The sequence below is a fragment of the Marinomonas balearica genome, assembly GCF_004362145.1.
Lineage (GTDB): Bacteria > Pseudomonadota > Gammaproteobacteria > Pseudomonadales > Marinomonadaceae > Marinomonas > Marinomonas balearica.
The window spans coordinates 460,143-481,732 of sequence record NZ_SNXC01000012.1 but is presented as its reverse complement, the minus strand read 5'-3'; the positions used below and the strand labels follow the sequence as shown (position 1 = coordinate 481,732).

General features: G+C 43.2%; 16 protein-coding genes and 1 tRNA gene. 2 read left to right on the top strand and 15 right to left on the bottom strand.

Annotated features, from left to right (window positions below; all coding sequences use genetic code 11):
• Positions 1-379 precede the first annotated feature (379 nt).
• The 4 genes from DFP79_RS11975 to DFP79_RS11960 all read right to left on the bottom strand — a co-directional run bounded on the left by DFP79_RS11975 (position 380) and on the right by DFP79_RS11960 (position 4,407).
• A complete protein-coding gene (locus DFP79_RS11975; protein WP_133504166.1) occupies positions 380-1,180 on the bottom strand; it encodes an ABC transporter permease in 801 nt (266 codons plus the stop codon).
• Positions 1,177-2,064, bottom strand: a complete 888-nt coding sequence (locus tag DFP79_RS11970; protein WP_133504165.1) for an ABC transporter permease — start codon at positions 2,062-2,064, stop codon at positions 1,177-1,179. Before DFP79_RS11970 ends, DFP79_RS11975 begins: the two co-directional genes overlap by 4 nt.
• Complete coding sequence (locus DFP79_RS11965) at positions 2,057-3,139, bottom strand: ABC transporter ATP-binding protein (RefSeq protein ID WP_133504164.1); 1,083 nt, start codon at positions 3,137-3,139, stop codon at positions 2,057-2,059. The genes DFP79_RS11970 and DFP79_RS11965 overlap by 8 nt, the downstream gene beginning before the upstream one ends.
• A gap of 125 nt (positions 3,140-3,264) precedes the next feature.
• Positions 3,265-4,407, bottom strand: a complete 1,143-nt coding sequence (locus DFP79_RS11960) for an extracellular solute-binding protein (protein WP_243730257.1) — start codon at positions 4,405-4,407, stop codon at positions 3,265-3,267.
• Between the two features lie 283 nt (positions 4,408-4,690).
• On the opposite strand from DFP79_RS11960, the gene DFP79_RS11955 reads away from it, so the two are divergent.
• Positions 4,691-6,664 (top strand): methyl-accepting chemotaxis protein, encoded by a 1,974-nt coding sequence (locus DFP79_RS11955; RefSeq protein ID WP_133504163.1) that lies wholly within the window; start codon positions 4,691-4,693, stop codon positions 6,662-6,664.
• Positions 6,665-6,760: 96 nt separating this feature from the next.
• Here the strand turns inward: DFP79_RS11955 and serA are convergent, their stop codons facing one another.
• Entirely contained in the window at positions 6,761-7,990 is a 1,230-nt protein-coding gene (gene serA, locus DFP79_RS11950; RefSeq protein ID WP_133504162.1) for a phosphoglycerate dehydrogenase, read from the bottom strand.
• Between the two features lie 217 nt (positions 7,991-8,207).
• Between serA and DFP79_RS11945 the strand changes: the two genes are divergently transcribed.
• Complete coding sequence (locus DFP79_RS11945) at positions 8,208-8,762, top strand: hypothetical protein (protein ID WP_133504161.1); 555 nt, start codon at positions 8,208-8,210, stop codon at positions 8,760-8,762.
• Between the two features lie 18 nt (positions 8,763-8,780).
• Here DFP79_RS11945 and trmA read toward each other — a convergent pair whose 3' ends face one another.
• From trmA to tkt, 10 genes are all read right to left on the bottom strand, one after another.
• Entirely contained in the window at positions 8,781-9,875 is a 1,095-nt protein-coding gene (gene trmA, locus DFP79_RS11940; protein WP_133504160.1) for a tRNA (uridine(54)-C5)-methyltransferase TrmA, read from the bottom strand.
• Between the two features lie 111 nt (positions 9,876-9,986).
• Positions 9,987-10,949: a hypothetical protein gene (locus DFP79_RS11935; protein WP_208111425.1), complete on the bottom strand. Its 963-nt coding sequence runs from the start codon at positions 10,947-10,949 to the stop codon at positions 9,987-9,989.
• A 4-nt stretch (positions 10,950-10,953) separates the two neighbouring features.
• Positions 10,954-11,649: a 5'-methylthioadenosine/S-adenosylhomocysteine nucleosidase gene (mtnN, locus tag DFP79_RS11930; protein WP_133504159.1), complete on the bottom strand. Its 696-nt coding sequence runs from the start codon at positions 11,647-11,649 to the stop codon at positions 10,954-10,956.
• A 12-nt stretch (positions 11,650-11,661) separates the two neighbouring features.
• On the bottom strand, positions 11,662-14,247 hold the full coding sequence (locus DFP79_RS11925) for a nitrogen regulation protein NR(II) (RefSeq protein WP_133504158.1): 2,586 nt from the start codon (positions 14,245-14,247) through the stop codon (positions 11,662-11,664).
• A gap of 35 nt (positions 14,248-14,282) precedes the next feature.
• Positions 14,283-15,392, bottom strand: a complete 1,110-nt coding sequence (locus DFP79_RS11920) for a type 1 periplasmic-binding domain-containing protein (RefSeq protein ID WP_133504157.1) — start codon at positions 15,390-15,392, stop codon at positions 14,283-14,285.
• A 115-nt stretch (positions 15,393-15,507) separates the two neighbouring features.
• Positions 15,508-15,592: transfer RNA gene (locus DFP79_RS11915), tRNA-Leu, on the bottom strand.
• 98 nt (positions 15,593-15,690) lie between these two features.
• Positions 15,691-16,758 (bottom strand): class II fructose-bisphosphate aldolase, encoded by a 1,068-nt coding sequence (gene fba / locus DFP79_RS11910; RefSeq protein ID WP_133504156.1) that lies wholly within the window; start codon positions 16,756-16,758, stop codon positions 15,691-15,693.
• A 301-nt stretch (positions 16,759-17,059) separates the two neighbouring features.
• Positions 17,060-18,217 (bottom strand): phosphoglycerate kinase, encoded by a 1,158-nt coding sequence (locus DFP79_RS11905; protein WP_133504155.1) that lies wholly within the window; start codon positions 18,215-18,217, stop codon positions 17,060-17,062.
• Between the two features lie 137 nt (positions 18,218-18,354).
• On the bottom strand, positions 18,355-19,374 hold the full coding sequence (locus DFP79_RS11900) for a type I glyceraldehyde-3-phosphate dehydrogenase (RefSeq protein WP_133504154.1): 1,020 nt from the start codon (positions 19,372-19,374) through the stop codon (positions 18,355-18,357).
• A 129-nt stretch (positions 19,375-19,503) separates the two neighbouring features.
• A complete protein-coding gene (tkt, locus tag DFP79_RS11895) occupies positions 19,504-21,504 on the bottom strand; it encodes a transketolase (RefSeq protein WP_133504153.1) in 2,001 nt (666 codons plus the stop codon).
• Positions 21,505-21,590: the final 86 nt, after the last annotated feature.

The following is a 21,590-nucleotide window of genomic DNA, read 5'->3' as shown; positions in this document are numbered from 1 at the left end:
ATTGACGTGTTCACTCATCAAAGACTTTAATTTTTTAGAAGTCTCCAGCGAGCGCCCACACAAATTATCTGATTATCTATTTTAAAGAGCGTACCGATTCGGTTACTTAGAAGTGTTCTTCTTAGTGTCTCACTCGTTGTTCTGAGTGGTTGTCCGTGTCAGTGGGTGCGTATATTACCTTCCAGATTTTTTTACGCAAGCATTTTTTCAATATTTAATAAAAAAGTCATTCATTGGTAACATTACACCTTGTGGAAGGTAGTTTTAGTTCAATATTTGTACGATATCAAATAAAAAACGCCTTATTAGGCGTTTTTTATTTAGTTGTAAGTATCAAAGAGACACCAAACAGATGATAAAGTCTGACGCGCTTAACACATTACGTGTTTTGCACTTCGCTTTCTCGACGACGTTTTAGTTCATAGACAACCGCAAGAACCACCGTTAGCAATATCATGACGAGTCCAAGCGCATTTACGGCGGGCGTTAATCCCGTTCTCACCTTTGATGCAATATAAACCGTTAGCGTTGTATCGTACCCTTTAACAAATAACGTGGTGTTGTAGTTCTCAAATGATTGAAGGAATGCAATCGCCGCCGCTGAGATTATGGCGGGCTTTAGATAAGGTAGAAGTATTCGTCTAAAGGTTTGCCACTGATTCGCCCCCAAACTCAGCGCAGCATTTTCTAATGTTCGATCAAAGCGCTGTAATCGGGCAAGTACCATCAACATCACATAAGCCGCTATAAAGGTTGTCTGTGCTATCACAGTCAATACGATACCTCCGCTTACAGACAACCCCTTCCAAAATATCAGCGTGGATATCCCTACAATGACTCCGGGGGTCAACAACGGCGACATCATTAACGAGTATATAAAGGTTTTACTTTTCCCTTGGACTGTCGACAAGAAAAGCGCACAAGCAACACCAATCGGCACGGCAACGATAAGCACTCCAGCTGCAACAATAATGCTATTCAAAAGCGCCGCCCACATACCACCATCTTGAGCCAATGCTTCAAACCATTTAAGTGTGAACCCCCTCCAAGGTGAAACAGTTGGAAACCGACTGTCATTGAATGTCGCAAGCCCCATAACAATCAGAGGTGTAAATAGGTATAAAAAGAAGAAACCGATATAGAAGCGAATTGAATATTTTAATAGGGTTTCTGATTTCATCGAGCAATGTCCCCTAATCCAACTTTAAAGAGTTTCATCACTAACCCGATAAAACCGATACAGATTATCAACAGCAAAAACGCGTAGGCTGCGCCTTGGTTCCAATCTCCACCCTCAAAAAACCAGTTATAAATAATTTGAGTAAACCAACGACTCCCCGGCGATCCCAATAAAGCAGGAACGGCATAACTGCCTGCGGCAAGCATAAAGGTCATAATACAACCCGTAGCAATACCCGGCTTAGCGTGTGGAATAATGACTCGATAATGAGTACGAATCCAACCCGCTCCCAAATTACGAGCAGCTTTTACTTGGTTGGTATCTAGACTCTCAATCGCATTATAAATAGGGAAGATCATAAAGAGGATATAGGCATAGACCATACCAATCATGACCCCTCCATCTCCTGATAGAAACCGTATTGGGCGATGAATTATGCCTAGACTAAGAAGCAATGCATTAAGTGGACCTTTATAGGCCAAAATAATGTACCAAGAAAACGTACGTAGAATTTCATTGATCCAAAAAGGAATAATCAATAGCAACAAACAAAACGCAGCCTGCTTAGGTGTTGCTACCTTTGCCAAATAAAACGCCAAGGGGTAACTCACGACTAACGTGAGAAACGTCACGAGAACACTCGACCAAATCGTTTTAAGAAAGATAGTCAAATGAATGCCGTTGTTAAACAAGGTTTCATAGTTCGTTAACGAGTAGACGTCTTTCTCGCTACCCATTTCAGCGGGCAACAAGTTAGGGCGGAAAGAATAGTCCACCATCAAAAGCTGCGGCAAGATCACCATACCAATTAGCCATATTGCGATAAGCGCAACAATACCAACCGACAAAGGTCCGCCAAAACGGTCTTTGAGTTGGTTATACATGCTCGGCTTCTCCGGATATAACAACGGCACTTTCACCTTGAAAAGACAATTGTAGATCACTTCCATGAGCGAAACGGTCGGAATATTGGCTAGCTCCCATCTGAACCGATATGGGCTGTTGGTTCGACAAGGTGGAATTTAACGTCAAGTATGAACCTTCAAAGTTCACCTCTTCGACTTTAGCCGCTAAATGATTGTTACCCTCTCCACCAAGATGCAACTGTTCCGGACGAACAAACAGGGTTGCCCGGCTTCCTTGACTGAGCACAGACTGACAACGACCAGACAAAATACCAAGTTCTCCCGCATCGATCATCGTGGTATTTCCATCTGAACTGACTACACTGCCTGCAATACCGTTATTTTCACCAACAAATGAGGCAACAAACGCCGTCTTAGGGTCTCGATACAAGGCTATAGGATCGGCAACCTGTTGTAGCTTACCCGCCGACATAACCGCAACTCGATCAGACATGGTAAGTGCCTCACCCTGATCGTGCGTAATATAAATAAAGGTAATGCCGGTTTTTCTTTGGATCTCTTTAAGCTCAGTCCTCATATGCTGGCGCAGCTTAAGATCCAATGCAGACAAAGGTTCATCCAACAATAGCACTTGTGGTTCAACAGCCAATGCCCGTGCAATCGCGATGCGCTGTTTCTGCCCACCTGAAAGCTCCGATACTTTCTTTGTACCGCTGCCTTCTAGAGCCACCAGTTCAAGCAATCGATCAGAGGCTTTCTTTCGTTCAACTCTGGATACACCGCGAACCTCCAAACCGAACTCGATATTTTCTGCCACCGTCATTAGTGGAAACAACGCAAGGTTCTGAAAAATCATCGAGGTTGGTCGTTTATTTGCAGGCACACCACGCATATCCTGACCACCGATGCACACAGACCCGCGAGTAGGATCAAGAAAACCACTAATCATATTGAGAATGGTCGTTTTTCCACAACCAGATGGCCCTAAAAAGCTAAAAAATTCGCCGGATTCAATTTTTAAATCCGTTTGTTGAACAGCAGTAAAATCTCCAAACTGCATAACAACGTTATCTAAGTGAACACTACTGTCCATGTTGCCTCTCGAAAATGTTTTTATATTGAAAATAATGAGCCTAATCTGAAAGTGCCGACTTGCTGTAGAAACGCGAAATGCCCGCTGAATAAATTCAGCGGGCATTTAATACTCACTATAAAAGTTTATGCAGATAAATAACGATCTTGATATTCGTTACGCAGTGCTACGTACCATGGATCTTGAATTGGCCACCACCATAAATTGGCCAAGTCTTGCTCACTGTACGAATCCTTAAAGAACTGCTTAGTAGCTTCAGGTAGAAGATCGGCAGCACCTTTGGCGGTAGAATTGAAGCCCGTCGCTTTCACGAACATCGAGCCCGCTTCTGGTGTGTAATACCAATTGATGAACTCGTAAACAGAATCCACATTGTTCGCATTTTTTGGAATAACAAAGCCTTCCATCCAAGCCAGCGCACCTTCTTTCGGCGCACCATAAGCAACAGGCTCTCCTTCTTGACCCAACTTAAATGCAGTACTATCCCAAGTCTGACCAATTATGGCCCCGTTCGCACGGAACGCACCTTGTGCTTCGTTCTCCGTTGACCAGTACTGAGCAATCATGTCTTTATGTTTGACGGCTTCTTTTAAAATCACATCAAAATTGGCACGCATGGCTTTTTCATTTTTGTAAGACTCAAGAAGTGGGTATGGAAGTTTCCCCATGTTCTCTAGCCACAAACCGATACCCACAAGTGCAGAATGCCCACGAACAGTTACACCGCCAGCATGCTCTGGTTTCCAAAGATCGCCATAACTCAATTTTTTAGGGTCAACATCCGAATATTCAGTATTGTAGGCAATCGCCTCCGTACCCCAATCGGAAGGTGCAAAATAACGCTTTCCGTCAATCACACCGCCAACTTCGGAACCTGCAATTGCGCTGTCCAAGCAACCGTCCCATTTAATACGACTCGTATCTAACGGCTGTACCAAATCAAAATCCAAATAACCCGGAACACGGTCGACCGTTGGCATAATGATGTCAAAACCTGTGCCATCCGTTGCACGCAATGAATTCATTAATTCATCATTTGTGCCATGAGGAATAAACGTAGTATTAATGCCTGTTTTGGCTTTAAAGTCCGCCAACATTTCATCGGTAATGTAACCAGCCCACGCATAAATACGCAGTTCTTTATTAGCTGCGATGGCCTTATTTATAGAAAAAGGGGTTGCAGCTACCGCACCCGCGACGGATGCTCCTTTTACAAACTGACGACGAGACAGAGTCATCTTAAACACTCCTATTTCGATTTGACTCATTGAATGAACATCCGAAAGTAATCACTTTTTCGGCGTAAACTCTAAGTACTGAATTTGAACTACAATTACAGTATATAAAAAGCATGACACTTTAATGACAAATTAGCTATAAGAAAAGTCAAATGAAATAACTACAGGTAATATTAAGAATTTGGCTTACACATATCCTGAATTTGAAACATTAGCGTCACAATCTTTTAATACATTTGTTTACGCTTTGTAACACTTAGTAAATAACTTGAACGATATTCCTCAAAGAATATAAAATTAAGAGAGTGATAATTTGAAAATTGCACATGTAACTCGAGTAACCACCTTTAGCTACGTCGCAATCGCGCTGATTTTAGTTGCACTTTTACTTTGGAGCTTATTAAAGTTCCAAGGCAACTTTGATCAAAACAATGCCTACACTAAAGTATGGGAAGCTTCCGCTATTACATTGAAGCAAAAAATTGAGAGCTATCTTGCGACCGGTGAAGCATCAGAACTACAAGCGTCTGAACACTACATTACTAACACCATTTATCCTTTACTAAAATCTTTGCCTGAAAATATTCAAAGCCCGATAAAATCCCGCTTAGACGTTATCTTAGAAACGCTAAAAACAGATGTTCGCGCAGCAGGAAAGTTGTCTGGAAACCCGCTTGCACTGATTGAAAACAATGAACGTCAAACCATCCTATCTATGGATTACTTACACACCTTAATCAATCAATTCATAGAACAGTACCCTGCAGAGAAAACCCAAAGTTACTTGCTGATTCAAGGCGAGCTTTATGTAGCACTGACAAGTTTGAGCATCGCAAAAACAACCTACTTAAACGCACCCAGTCACGACAACAAACAACTCCTGACTAACGCAAATAATCAACTAATTAACGCTGTAAATCGCCTTAACGAATTACCCGTACTGGCAACTGAAAGCATAGATGAGGAAGATACGGGCGATGACCTTGCCGCTCTTATGGGGTGGGGAGAAGAGGAAAATACGGATTCAGAATCAATTGAAGATCCCTTGGAAGAGACCAAGAATGAACTCTTAACATGGTCAAACCGTTATTTAAAAGACGTCGAAAACAGCCAAAACACCGTTGCTCAGATAACAGAAACACAAGCGTTAATTCGTAGCCAAATTCGTAAGTTGGAAGACGCTTTAGCATCTGGTGTAGATGCGATAGAACTTTCCGCACAACAAACTCAACAGCACACCATTATTGCGTTTAGCATTTTCTTGATGATCATGCTTATGACCACCATAGCGACCCACTTATTCCAAAGCAAAGTTGTTGTAAACAGTGCTAAAAACCTGTTCAACGCCGTAAAATCCTTAACCGAAGATGAAAACACGACCACATTAGAACAGCCTAAACGACGTAATGAACTTACTGACGTTACACGCTATCTAAACAAATATTTAGAGCAAATTGAGCAACAAAAATTAAAGCGAGAAGTTGAGCTAAAAAATATTTCGCAGTCCTTAAATGAGATGTTAAATGCATTTGGCAAAGTTCACGAAAGCAGCTTATCCACACGCCAAGCATTAGATGAAACAATGGAACTTACCGCTCAAGTAGATGTTTTAGCGAGTAAAGCTGAAGTACGAGCTAAAGAAGTTGAAAACTACGCAGTCGATACCAGCACAGCGATGGAACAAAGTCGAAAACAAGCTCAATTGCTGGCTGAAGCAAACAACACAACCGTATTACGCCTGCATGCAAGTAAAGACGCATTGATGAATCTAGAATCGTCTGTTTCAAATGCAACGTCCATTGTGAGTGGGATACGTGATATATCTGAGCAAACCAACCTACTGGCATTAAATGCGGCGATTGAAGCTGCGCGAGCGGGAGAGCATGGAAGAGGGTTTGCCGTGGTAGCAACAGAGGTGCGTAACCTTTCAAGTAGAACTCAGCAATCTCTCGGTGAAATCACAGCCATTTTTGATAGCTTAACCTCATCAACGGATTTACTGAGAAAAAATCTAAACTTAATTGAGTCCGCCACCAGTGAGCAACGCAACCTAACAACAAATCTAGGCCACTCTGCGGAAGATGTTCTTGAGAAGTCCCAACAATCATCACATTTATCCCAAAAAGCGACGGGCTACGCTGCCGACCAAAAACTTGGAATGAACTCTCTGAACCAATCAGTCGATAAAATCCGTTTGCAAGCAGAAGAATCTGAACAATTCTTATCCACCATGACAAATCAAATCAAACGGAAAATCAGTGACATTACGTCCACTTTGGGCATATAGAGTTAAGCGTGTCATTATGCGCTTACTGAAAGCACGTTTAATTAGACATAAAAAAACCAGTCACGATGACTGGTTTTTTTATGTCTCGAAATAGGATTAGAACAACACGCGAGCGCGAATAGTGCCATCCACTTCTTTAACTTTCTCTAGAGCAAGTTCACCCATTTCAGCATTCACATCCATCACCATGTAACCTAACGACTCAGTCGTACGTAAGTATTGGCCAGAAATGTTGATGTTATTATCTGAAAAGACAGAGTTAATTTTAGACAATATCCCAGGACGGTTTTCATGAACATGTAAAATACGGTGCATGTCCGCTTGTGCAGGAAGAGCCACTTCAGGGAAGTTAACTGCAGCAATCGTAGTACCCACATCGGAAAACTGAATTAGCTTTTCTGCCACTTCAACACCAATATTTTCTTGGGCTTCCATGGTAGAACCACCAACATGCGGCGTCAGAATAACGTTATCTAACCCACGCAAAGGCGATACAAACTCTTCAGTATTACTTTTAGGCTCTACTGGGAATACATCCACAGCAGCGCCACGCAGTTGACCCGCTTTAATTGCTTCTGCAACCGCTTCCAAGTTTGCAACCGTTCCGCGTGATGCGTTAATGAAAATAGCGCCGTCTTTCATTTGAGACACTTCTTTTTCATCGATCATCATTTTAGTCGACATTGTTTCAGGTACATGCAAACTAATAACATCGCTCGTAGAAAGCAGCTCTTTCAAAGATTTAACCTGACGAGCATTACCCAGTGGAAGCTTAGTGACAATGTCATAAAAACACACTTCCATGCCTAGTGATTCAGCAAGTACAGATAACTGAGTACCGATGCTACCATAACCGATAATACCTAAACGCTTACCGCGTGTTTCATACGAACCCACCGCAGACTTCATCCATCCACCACGGTGACAAATCGCATTTTTCTCAGGCACACCACGCAATAACAAAATCAATTGACCAATTACAAGTTCTGCAACGCTTCGCGTATTGGAATACGGAGCATTGAAAACAACAATGCCTTTAGCAGAAGCAGCGTCGAGATCGACTTGGTTTGTACCGATACAGAAGCAACCCACTGCTGCAAGTTTGTTTGCATGTGCAAGTACTTTTTCGGTTAACTGAGTACGCGAACGAATACCAATAAAGTGCGCTTCCGAAATTTTTTCGATGAGCTCTTCTTCCGATAGCGCGGTTTTATGGTATTCGATATTTTGGTAACCAGCCGCATTTAAAGCATCCAGTGCTGATTGATGCACGCCTTCCAATAACAAGATTTTAATTTTTGCTTTGTCTAATGAGTTATTGCTCATAGCTTCTCTGACTTCTCTATGGTGGTGGAGGGACAAATTATGCGCGATATGATATCACAACATGAGAAATTGTCGTGATTACAACATATGAATGTTTAGATATATGCTATGAATTCTTCGCAAGGCAAACACACTTGCATATTTTCTGCGCAATTCAGGTGGCAGAATGGAAGAAAAGCGCCTAGAATGATCATTATTCAACCAGCGGAGGTGCATTGTGGCGATTGATGCAATCTCAAATCAAGTTATTTCTCAAGTGGCGTCCCCTAAATCTGTAGCGACAGGCACAGATGCGTCCATTGACACAGATAGCCCAATACCAAACACACCGGATGTTCAAGTTTCCTTATCGGATACTGCCCGACAACTCGCGCTGGAAACTCAACAACGCACCACAATTTTTGAATCAAGTGCATCTGACCCGTCACAAGCACAAAACGAACAACGCGATCTTGCGGCTGCAAACCAAGCCGAATTAAGAGAAGTTAGCTCTGCGACAACGTCCGCAGAAGCCACTCCAACGATTGTAGAAGAAGAGGAAGCAGAGACTGCTGAACAAATCATTGCAGCTCCTGCTTTAGAGCAACCGAATAGCGTAAACACTGAAACGTCGCAATTAGACGATTCTGACGATACCCAAACATTGGCGGCCGCTAACATTGCCAACCAAACTTCATTTTCAGCGAACTCAAATCAAGGTACTAGTTTAGCAACCCAATACAATATCAGCCCTGAAGCAGCATTAGGCCAAACTATTAGTGTAGGTGCCTAGACAGCAGTCATTGGAACGCTAACGTCTCTCTAAAAATACGCCCGCTTCCACATGATGCGTATACGGAAACTGATCGAATAGCGCAAAGCGTGTTACATCATGTGTGGTGCTCAGCGCCTGCAGATTATTTTTTAACGTTTCAGGATTGCAGGAAATATAAAGAATTTTGTCTACTTTTCGGATTAGTTCAACCGTTGCGTCGTCTAAGCCAGCACGCGGAGGGTCTACTAACACAACCGAAGGTGACAAATTAGCCATCCCGGCTTGCATCAGTGCTTTTGGCAACTCACCTTCGCCATTCAACGCCGCGGACACATCTTCACTTGCCATTTTGATCACTTGAACGTTTTTCATGCCATTCATAGCAATATTTAACGCAGCAGAGTTGACCGATACCTTGGCAATTTCAGTACCAATCACTTGATCAAAGCGACGAGCTAGAGGAATCGAAAAGTTTCCATTTCCACAGTACATTTCAAGCAAATCACCGGAACACTCTTGCGTTGCATCTAGCGCCCATTCCAACATTTTTTCGCTTATACCCGCATTAGGCTGCGTAAAACTATTTTCGACTTGCTGATAATGATATTTCTGCCCATGAACGGTCAATGTTTCCATTACGAAGTCACGAGTCAGAATAATTTTCTTTTTACGACTTCGACCAATAAAGTGGCTAGCGGGGAAAGACGTATTAAGCACCTTTGCAGCCTGCTCCCATTCATCATCAATGGGCTTGTGATACAGCATGCTAATTAAGGATTCACCGGTCTGAGTGGTTAAAAAGTCAACCTGAAACAACTTATGGCGTAGAACCGGAACATCCCGAATACAATCAAGTAACGCAGGCATCAGATCATTTATAAGTTTTGATGCGACCGGAAATTGATCAACACGAATGGGAGTTCTTGGGTCTTTGGAGTCAAACATGGCGTAATACATATCATCGCCATCGTGCCACACTCTAAATTCCGCACGCATGCGGTAATGTGTTTTCGCACTTTTGTAGACATCAAGATCCGGCATCGGAAATTCCGCCATTAATTCTTTTAGAGCATGTACTTTTTCATCTAATTGTTGCTCATAGCTCTCAGGCTGAATTTGATCAGGTCTCATTGTCTCACTCAAATATACGGTTGCTTAAAGTAAAAATTGGGCATTATACGAATTTCATACCGCGATTGCGATCAGATACTTGTGCTCGCGAATAAAGAATATCCTGCCGAGTTACAAGTACTCCTCTCCAAGAAGAACTTCTAAAGAGAGAGTAAGAGACGCAGACGCATTAAAATCATCGCTTTCAGAGTGCGTTATTTGAGGCTTAACGCGTCCTATTAACCAGTTTTCATACAGAAGCGTCTGATACTCAACGAAATATAGGTAAGAATCTAGCGACGGGGACTGATCTCCCGATTGTAAAAAGCTCAGCTGATAACGCATTTTGGCTGTTTCGTTTAGCGACTGATTTACGTACATATCCTGACGAAAATACGTTGTGTCTTTTCTCAGCCAAGATGCACCAAGATCAAATCCCGTTCGAGTACTTCCTATGAACGGAGTGGATATTCCAAAGCGATAGGACGCACCCTCTCCTTTCGAATAATAACTAAAGACTGACTGGTTTTGACTCCAATCAAAGCGACCTATCTGGCCTGACTGACGAAACCGCATTCTAACAAAAGGATCGAGCGGAAAGTCTACCAACACACCCGCATCGATATCTGCATTCCATTCTCGTTTTACATAGCGTATCGCCGCCGAAATCTGTGTATCAACAGCCGAATCTGTCACCGAACTGTTTTGCGAAGATTCTCCGGTTTGATTGGCTTGAGTTAAAGTATCAGCATCCGACTCAATGACCAGCTTCAGGCGATCTTTTGTGTTAGGGAGTCGAAGGCGTGTCTGAAAGTCAAAAAAGCCTGTGCTGCTTTCTTCGCCAATAATCGGGCCAAATCGAAGACTCACGTAGCTTTGATTTTGAGCTCGATTTTCATGCCCAGAAAAAAACGCATCCAGACCATTCGACCACTGACCGATAGTCTGGGAAACGCTTTCGTGAGTACTCAACCAAAACGCATCTTCCGCATGCACGTCTTCAGCACCTTCAACCGCAAACGTAGTACACGCAAACAGGCTGGCACACAAAACGGTGACATAGAGTCTGGCCTTTTGATTGAAGCATGTTCTCACGTAATTACAGCTCTTTAATCATTTCACGAATCATAGCTGAAGAATTTTCAGCCGCCACTTTAAGGTATTCCTCAAAACTTGCTGGAGATTCTTTATCAGCAACATCAGACAAAGAACGAACTACAACAAAAGGCGTACCAAACTTATGACATACCTGTGCAACCGCTGCTGCTTCCATTTCAACGGCAATCATCGATGGGAAAGCCGCACGAGCTTTTGCAACACGCTCCGCTTCACACATAAAGACGTCGCCAGATCCAATTAAACCTAACTTAGCCTTTACTTTACCCAGTGTTTGGATTGCCTTTTGTGCACACTCTGTAAGAAGAGCATCGGCCTCAAAGGTAGCAGGTAAATTAGGTACTTGACCGATATCATAGCCGAACGCGGTAACGTCCACATCATGATGAACCACTTCGCTGGAAATCACTACATCACCAACTTCTAGGTCTGGATCGAAGCCGCCAGCAGAACCAATATTAATGACTTTTTCTGGAGCGTAGTTGTTAAGAAGCAATGTTGTTGAAAGAGCCGCATTAACTTTACCGATACCCGACTTCTGCAAAATAACTTCAACACCGTCTAATGTACCTATGAAGAATTCACAACCCGCGATAGACTCTTCTTTTACATCTTTCATCCACGCTTTGATGACAGCAACTTCTTCATCCATTGCGCCAATTAAACCAACTTTACTCACTGAGTCTATCTCCTATTCATTTATTTTCTTTAGCCTAGCGATGAGCCGACCAATTTTTTCATCCGTATACGGACTGTGCATTTCACTTAACATAACAGACTTGGGTAGATTGCGCTGACGAACAATCGTCATCCAATTATTTTGCGCATACTTTTTACACAGGCCTTTTAATACTGCGACATCTGCCTCTTCTAACAGAATAATACTCGTTTTATCCCGGTACATGAGTAACGCTTCAACATCCTCAATGGTCGCTACCCAATGCGAAAAAACATTCTGTTTTTCTAACTCTGTTTGCCAAACGGCTTGCGCTACCCTAGAACCACCCACCAGATACCATTCCTCTTCTCTTATTTGCGAATGCTCTAAATGAAGTGGATTAATCGGTGATTTAAATAACGATGCCTCGATCACTCTAAATACATTATAGTCGAACAACATTCCTTTCAGATGAGGATACAACACTAACGATTTAGATGACTGCAAAGGCTGCTTACCAATCGTAACGACAGGTAAATCAGTACGATCATGCTGAACTTGCAATACCTCGATCAGGCTTTTGCCCTCTTCCTCGTCAGAATGATGACCTAAAAAAAGAACATGGATATCGCTTTCAACGCGTCGTTGTAACTTAACAAAGGACTCCGCACTCTCAAAATCAATTAGTTTAATATTAAGTCGAGACGTAATTTCGCGAATAACACGTTCAGACTCTGTACCTAGATTGACGACGGCGAGTGTTAAATCCTTTGGTAAAGGTTGGCATTCAACATCTTTAGCATTGACAGGAACACTCACGGAAAGCGTCTTATAACGCGAGGTTCTAACGTCTCCTCTCATTGCTTCCGTCAACTTACGAGTCATCCATTGATAAAGAGGTCGAGCAAGCGCTCCGTCGTTTAAGCTGATTTGAAGTCTATTCGCATTGAAGCGAAAAGAGACCTTTTTAGTGTCTTTTTTACTGTCAGCGGCCATAAGTATGAACAATCGAATGAGATTGCACATGTCACGATTCCAATACCCTTCAGTGCATGCGTGCGCTAGCGGACAATCGATTTCTACATCCAGTCCATTCGGCTCTGTAAACAGGTTTTCTATATAAGAACACTCCTGCTCTATTAACTCTCCAAAAGGTAAGCTTTCCACCACATCTTCTGGTTCCCAGCGAATGTCGTTGAAGGTTCCTAAAATTGCAGTCAGCCAAAAACGGATATCATATTCGCCGTATTCATAATGTGACGATAAATGCATAAGCTCATCAAGCAAAATGTCGACATCCAGTTGAGGACGATTTATCGCTAAGGCCGGTTGAAGCTGCTCCAATTGCCAAGACAAACGTTTCTCATGTGTGACATCCTTGCCAATCATAACAATTCCGCGATACGAGCTTTCGTTGAAGAATGGAATCAATTGCCATTCATACATCGTATCAATTGCAGGCATATCCATCGGAAAGCAAACCCATAACTCCCCTTTCAGAGCTTTTTGAATTGGTTGATGACAATCCAGCGGAGTAAAATCAAAGATTGTTTTTGAATTTTCATACTCTGGAAAGATCTGCTTCGCCTCTTTATTCATACTCTCGATGCCAGCAAGTTCATCACAAAAAATGATCGCACAATGCGTCGACTCGAGTAAAAGTTGGAAACGCCGATCCAATGCAGAATACTCCGCCTGACTGACATTAATTCGCGAAATAATAGCCTGAAATTCGGTAAAAGTGCTCATGGGGTCGCCATTATAGTAGGGCAAGCGATCTAACTGATTAAAAATAGTACGCTGGGCTAAAGCACGAAAAATGACATAGACAACGAAAAAGAAGGCAAAGCTAGCGCAACACAAAATGGCAACATTCGATATTACATTCTTCGTGACTTTTTTTGTGTCCGTTAACTCCACGCGATAGTCTACTCCGCGCACCGGAATTTTTAGCTTCGCTTTCACATGAGTTTGTTCTGGGTAGAGAATAAATTCAGGAGTGGACTCATCCAGTAGTATATTCTTTTTCTGATCCCTAATAACGATATTATCGGCATCAGCGGAGTCCAACAATTCACTGGCCAATGTTAGATTATTATTCAGGGAGACAAAACCATAGAGAGAGCCGAGACTGGTGGCATTCGCTCTATCTAACCGTTTCTTATACACAAAAAATGTTGCGCCATCTTGGGTATTCACTACCGCCCAAGCATGAGTAAGGCTGCCTCGAATCAACTCCGTAACTTTCGCGCCCGTATACAGACGCGAGCGAGGGTCAGCCAACAGCCTACCATCCGAATGCTGAATAATAAAAAAATCTAATCCGCCAAAAAAAAGTATATCGTGCTGAGCAAACAAGCGGTCAAGCTCTTCACCTTTATCTGGATTGCCAAGCTGCATTTGCAAACTTAAATAGCTGATCTCGAATTCCGCACGATCAAGGTATGACACAAAACGTTGCTGCACTCGCTCTAAACGTTCTTGAAGCGCCTCATGAGCCGACACCTTAAGTTGTTCTTGCTGATAAAGGTACATTCCCCCCGTTGTTATGATTGCAAATACAATACATAGCATAAGCAAGCGAGAGAAAAAGAGCTTTTTAAGACTGATTCTTGTCATAGCGCTATTGAAAGATTCCTATCATGACGTAAACATTACTCCTTTGACCACAATGACGATGCATACGGGTACGCCTGTTGAAACATTAAATGAGCACTTTCTGAATCCATATCCTGTGTTAAAAGAGAGGTTCGGGAGATGTATATTTTCGGTACTGGGTCAAAACTTAACTCATTTTTGATCGCCTCTGCTACCGCAATAGCGACATGATCATTCATAGGAAGAACAATGACCGAAGTATAGCCTTGCTCTAACCACTTTATTTCAATTCGCCCCTTGCCCCAGCTGTTTGTGGTTACTAACGTTCCTGAGTGATGCTTTATAGCTTCTACAATACCTTGCGACAATTGCCCCGTACATCCAAATATAAAGTAAGGTGGCGATAATTGCCGGATTAACTCGTCTGCTGCGTTTTTCGCAGCCGCCACAGTATTGTCGATGTGTAGAGAATGTCTAACATTCATTCCGCGCTTGTGAAGCTCATCAAAAAATCGATCGCACCGAAGTTTTGCAAATGCATCTTCTGAACTTGTTAACGCATCAATCATTGCCCCGTCAGGGACTTGTCGTGCTAAATAGCTTGCTAGCCGCTCCATTGATTTATTTTCATCCACTCCAGCATAAAGCAATGGAGAGTGATTCAACCAGCTTTTTACAGGCATCACTAGATTTCTAAAAATCACCTTTGGAAAACGCCTTTTTAACAGTCTTTCTATCAAAGGCAGTACAGCAGGAGATAACTGATCAAACACAATAAAGTCCGGCACTATGCCATTAACATTACCATTCAACTTAAAATCTGCTAACCGCTCAGTGGGAATAAGATCAAGATGAAAATCAATTCGCAGCTCTTGAAGCCTTCTTTTTAAACTGTAAATAAATAAACCATTTGCCATGTCTTCAACAGGCAATGAAAGCACTAATGCTATTCGGACAGGTCTAGACTGACTAATTGAGATAGAAGACGAAGGGGAACCAATACGAGCTGAAAACTGATCAGATAATACTTTTTCCGCTGGGAACAGATCAAAGAAGTCTTCTGTTGTAACGAGATACGATTTGAGGCTTCCACATTGCCCAACACTTGAAATCAATACAATGCAAAACAGGAAAAGCACTTTAGCAAGGTAAAAAGTTTGAGGCATTGATAGGTCCATTAAACGCACTAAAAGTACATTCTAACCTTATCACAATAGAAAGATAATCTGACGTAAAAAAAAGACATAAAAAAAGCCGACATAATGTCAGCTTTTTTTAATATGGTGCGGAAGGAGAGACTCGAACTCTCACGCCGTGAAGCACTGGAACCTAAATCCAGCGTGTCTACCAATTCCACCACTCCCGCTTGGAATGGCGAGCATTATAGGTGAACCAATTTTCAGGTCAACCTTTTTTTCAGTTTTTTTTTTGAAAAAAGCTCGCTATTCAAATAAAACTCAAGCGTTAAAACTTACGGCCTTGGTTGTATTGACCGTGTTCGTAGCGCACTGCCATTTCTTCCAAGTCAATTGGGTTAATACGTGACGCTTGTCCCGCACAACCAAATGCTTCATAGCGATCAATACACACAGCCTTCATCGCTTTGATGCTTTCAGTCAAGTATTTACGTGGATCAAAGTTACCTTTGTGCTCCGCCAAACTACGGCGAATCGCACCTGTAGCGGCCAAACGTAAATCCGTATCAATATTAACTTTACGAACGCCATAACGTATCGCTTTAACAATTTCTTCTACTGGCACACCGTAGGTTTCTGGGATATCACCGCCATATTCATTAATGACCGCTAACCAATCCTGAGGAACAGAAGATGAGCCATGAAGTACGATATGAGTATTCGGAAGTTTCTCTACGATCGTACTGATACGCTCGATATCCAAGATGTCACCCGTTGGTGGACGAGTAAACTTGTAAACACCATGACTCGTACCAATCGCCACGGCCAACGCGTCAACACCAGTCGCTTCGACGAATTCTTTCGCTTCGTCAGGGTCTGTTAACATTTGAGCGTGAGAAAGAATACCTTCAGCGCCCACTCCATCTTCTTCACCCGCTTGACCTGTTTCAAGCGAACCTAGACAACCTAGCTCGCCCTCAACAGAAACGCCACATGCATGAGCAAATTCCACTGTGCGACGAGTCACATCAATGTTGTACTCATAACTTGCTGGCGTTTTACCATCGGACATAAGTGAGCCGTCCATCATGACAGATGAAAAGCCTAATTGAATAGAGCGCTGGCAAATAGCAGGCGATGTTCCGTGATCCTGGTGCATGACTACCGGAATGTGTGGAAAGTCTTCAATCGCAGCTGCAATTAAATGACGCAAAAAATGCGACCCAGCATATTTACGCGCACCAGCAGAAGCTTGCATGATGACAGGTGAATTTACCTCATCTGCGGCTTCCATGATGGCTTTAACCTGTTCCATGTTATTCACATTGAATGCAGGTAGTCCGTAACTGTGTTCCGCTGCATGATCTAGCAGCTGACGCATACTAATTAAAGGCATAAAGGTTTCCTCTGACAATAAGTGCTTCTGCCGGTTAAGCAGAAACTGAGTTAATTTCAACTCTCTGGTTTTTAATGCATGTGCATGTGTGTCACATGTGGCTTACGCCTTATAATTGTCATGTCTATCTTTACGTAGACTCGGTCACTCTCTTTGGAATCTTGTTTGTATTAAACAGATCCCTTTTTATTTTTCATCAATTCAAATCTTGATCGCAATACTTGAAAAGTGTGACGCGGCTTTACGCCTTTTATGTTTTATTATTGCTCATTGCAGTCACTAGCATATCATGCAATTGACGCTATGCGCGAGATTCTAACATAGCCACAGCGGGAAGTACTTTGCCTTCAACAAATTCAAGGAACGCGCCACCGCCAGTAGAAATATAGGAAACTTGTTCCGCTATGTCATATTTATCTACTGCGGCCAATGTATCGCCACCGCCTGCAATCGAAAATCCATCACTATTAGCAATCGCCAATGATAGCGCCTTAGTACCTTCGCCAAACTGATCAAACTCAAACACACCGACTGGGCCATTCCAGATAATCGTTTGCGCATCTTCAAGCAATGCAGACAAGGCCGCTGCGGCTTTGGGACCGATGTCCAAAATCATATCATCAGGACCAACGTCTTTTGCATCTTTCACAACCGCTTCTGCCGTTGCAGAAAATTCCGTCGCAACCACCACGTCTTCGGGCAATGGAATATTGGTTTTTTCCATCAATGCTTTTGCCTGAGAAAGTAAGTCTTCTTCGTAAAGCGATTTTCCGACAGGGAAACCTGCTGCCGCTAAAAATGTATTCGCGATGCCACCACCAACAATAAGTTGGTCAACTTTATCAGACAGGGACTCTAATACGGTCAACTTAGTGGATACTTTTGATCCTCCCACGATGGCCGCCATTGGGCGAGCTGGAGTCGCAAGTGCTTTTTCAAGAGCCTCTAACTCGGCAGCAAGTAACGGTCCTGCGCAAGCTACCGGAGCAAATTTCGCGACACCGTGTGTTGAAGCCTGAGCACGATGCGCAGTACCAAATGCATCCATTACAAAAACATCGCAAAGCGCCGCCATTTTTTGAGCCAGCGCTTCGTCGTCTTTTTTCTCACCGTTATTGAAGCGAACGTTTTCCACGATAACAAGTTGACCTGCTTCTACATCAACACCCTCTAGCCAATCTTTAATTAAGGGAACGTCCTGTCCTAGCGATTCACTTAAGTGATTCGCCACTGGCTGCATTGAAAACTCTTCAGCATACTCACCTTCAGTCGGACGACCAAGGTGAGACATTACGATAACCTTCGCATTGGCTTCCAACGCTAATTTAATCGTCGGAAGTGCTGCACGGATGCGCGCATCGCTGGTCACTTTGCCATCTTTTACGGGGACATTTAGATCCTGACGTATCAGAACTCGTTTATTTTCTAAATCCAAGTCAGTCATTTTAATTACGGTCATGCACGATTCCTCGTCGTTTTAAAATTCCAATGTTTGGTATACCTGAGCTAAAGCAACAATTTGATCCAACCACTTACATTGTGAATTTAGAAAATCATTAACTTTAGATTTCTTCGTTATTGCTTAGTATGGGAGAACTAAGATTTCAAGACCATAGCCCATTGTACAGCCACATCTAACATCCGGTTTGCATAACCCCACTCGTTATCAAACCAGCAAAGCAGTTTAACCATTCTTGAATCGACTACTTTTGTTTGTGTGCCATCAATAATGACAGAGCGCGGGTCGTGGTTAAAGTCTACAGAAGCATGCGGCTCTTGTGTGAAACCAACAATACCGGCGTACTTACTTGTCGCTGCATTGCGTAACGCATCATTTACTTGTTCAACCGTGACGTCACTATTAGTCCGAACAACCATATCGACGACTGAAACGTTTAGAGTCGGTACTCGGATCGCATTACACTCTATCTTCCCACTCAATGACGGCATTAATCGAGCAATACCTTTCGCTAGCCCAGTATCAACAGGGATAATAGAGCTTATTGCGGCGCGCGTAAGGCGAAGGTCTTTTGTGTGATACGCATCAATTACAGGCTGATCGTTCATTGCAGAGTGAATAGTTTGCGTTGTGCCATGCTCAAGTCCGCATAATTTTTGCAAGACATCAAATACTGGAATAACACAATTCGTGGTACAAGACGCGGCGGAGACGATCGTTTGCTGGTTAGAAAGATCATGTTCATTAAAACCATGAACAATTGTCGCATCCACTTCAGATGACGCGGGCTGAGACAAAAGCAATCTAGGAATTCCAGCATCAAGGTAACGTTGAGCATCATGCCGGCTAGAGAAACTTCCTGAACACTCCATCACTAAGTCAATGTTTAGTGATTTCCAGTCAATGTTTGCAGGGTCTCTTTCAGAGAAACATTGAATCGAATCTTCGCCAATAATGAGCCGACTCTCATCCACAGAAACAGGTTTGGGAAAACGCCCATGTGTTGTGTCGTAACGTGTAAGATAGCTAATGGTGTCAATATCAGAGAGTTCATTGATTGCGACAACCTGAAATTGCTGTCGATAGCCATTTTCATATATCGCTCTGAGTAATGAGCGGCCTATACGTCCATATCCATTTATTGCGATTCGCAACATATTTCAACTACTTTCATTCTTAAAGGCGATATGTTTTCGCCGAAACAGATTTAGAAATCCTTGGCGCATTGAGGATAAAGAAAAAAGAGGAGCAGACTCCTCTTTTTTCTTTGCGAAACACTAAGACAATTAAGCCTTAAGAATAGCTTCCGCTTTTTCTACAACGTTTTCTACCGTGAAGCCAAAGTGCTTCAGAAGAGCGCCGCCAGGAGCAGATTCACCAAAGGTCGTCATACCAACAACGTCGCCTTCAAAGCCAACATATTTGAACCAAAAATCAACATGAGCCGCTTCGATAGCAATACGCTTAGTCACATTTTTAGGCAATACAGACTCTTTATAATCCGCTTCTTGTGCATCAAACACATTCGTCGATGGCATAGAAACGACGCGGACTTTACGACCATTTTCAGTCAAGACCTTAGCCGACTCTTGCGCAAGTGCCACTTCAGAACCCGTCGCGATCAGAATAACGTCTGGAGTACCAGCGCAATCGCTTAGCACATAGCCACCTTTAGCCACGTTTGCCAACTGTTCTTCATCACGTGCTTGAGCTGGCAAACCTTGACGAGAAAAGATAAGAGACGAAGGCCCATCGCGACGTTCAATCGCCGCTTTCCAAGCAACAGCTGTCTCAGCACCATCAGCAGGTCGCCAAACCGCCATATTAGGAGTCATACGCAAGTTGGCAATTTGCTCAATCGGTTGGTGTGTTGGGCCATCTTCGCCCTGACCAATAGAGTCATGCGTATAAACAAATACGTTTTGAATCCCCATAAGAGCAGACATACGAACAGCATTACGAGCATATTCCATGAACATCAAGAAGGTTGCACCGTAGTTGATAAAACCACCGTGTAACGAAGCTCCATTCATAATACCGCTCATGCCGAACTCGCGAACACCGTAATAAATGTAATTACCGTCCGCTTCGTCTTGAATCCCTTTAGAACCAGACCAAAGCGTTAAGTTGGATCCCGCAAGGTCAGCAGATCCACCCAGTAACTCAGGTAAAATAGAGCCAAACGCGCCAATAGCATTTTGCGATGCTTTACGACTGGCGATGTTTTCCGCTTTTTCTTGAGTTTCTTTGATGTACGCTTGTGCTTTTTCTTCAAAATCAGCTGGAAGCTCGCCTTTTAAAACACGACGTTCAAATTCCAAAGCCAGTTCTGGGTACGCTGCTTTATACGCTTCAAATGCAGCATTCCATTTGTCTTCTTTTGTCGCACCCTTCTCTTTTGCATCCCAACCGGTGTAAACATCAGCAGGAACTTCAAATGGAGCGTGAGGCCAGCCAAGGAACTCCCGAGCCGCAGCGATTTCTTCATCACCAAGAGGAGCGCCGTGACAATCATGGCTACCAGACTTGTTTGGAGATCCGTAACCAATAACGGTTTTACAGCAAATTAGAGTCGGCTTAGAAGATTCTGCTTGTGCGGCCTCAATCGCGGCTTTAATAGCATCCGCATCATGACCATCCACATCAGAGATAACATGCCAGCCATACGCCTCGAAGCGTTTTGGAGTATCATCAGAGAACCAACCTTCAACGTGGCCGTCAATGGAAATACCATTGTCATCCCAGAATGCTACCAATTTACCCAAGCCCAGCGTGCCCGCAAGAGAACACGCCTCGTGGGAAATCCCCTCCATCATACAACCGTCACCCATGAAGCAGTATGTAAAGTGATCGACGATGTCATGACCTTCACGGTTAAATTGCGCCGCTAGTGTTTTTTCAGCAATGGCCATACCAACCGCATTGCTAATGCCTGCACCTAACGGGCCAGTCGTTGTTTCAACACCGTCTGTGTAACCGTACTCTGGGTGACCAGGAGTTTTCGAATGCAATTGGCGGAATTGCTTAATCTCTTCCATTGGCAGATTGTAGCCAGACAAGTGAAGAAGAGAATAAATTAGCATTGAGCCGTGGCCATTTGATAGAACAAAACGGTCACGATCCGCCCACTTTGCATTGCCTGGGTTATGCTTTAGAAAGTCATTCCACAGAACCTCAGCAATATCAGCCATACCTAATGGCGCGCCAGGGTGCCCAGATTTGGCTTTCTGCACGGCATCCATGCTGAGAACACGTATGGCATTAGCGAGTTCTTTACGAGAAGGCATTTTTATTCTACTCCTAGTTACTTGACGAAGAATATTAAGGCTTACAAGCCCCAACTTTTATAGATAACTTTTTGTAGCCACCATGT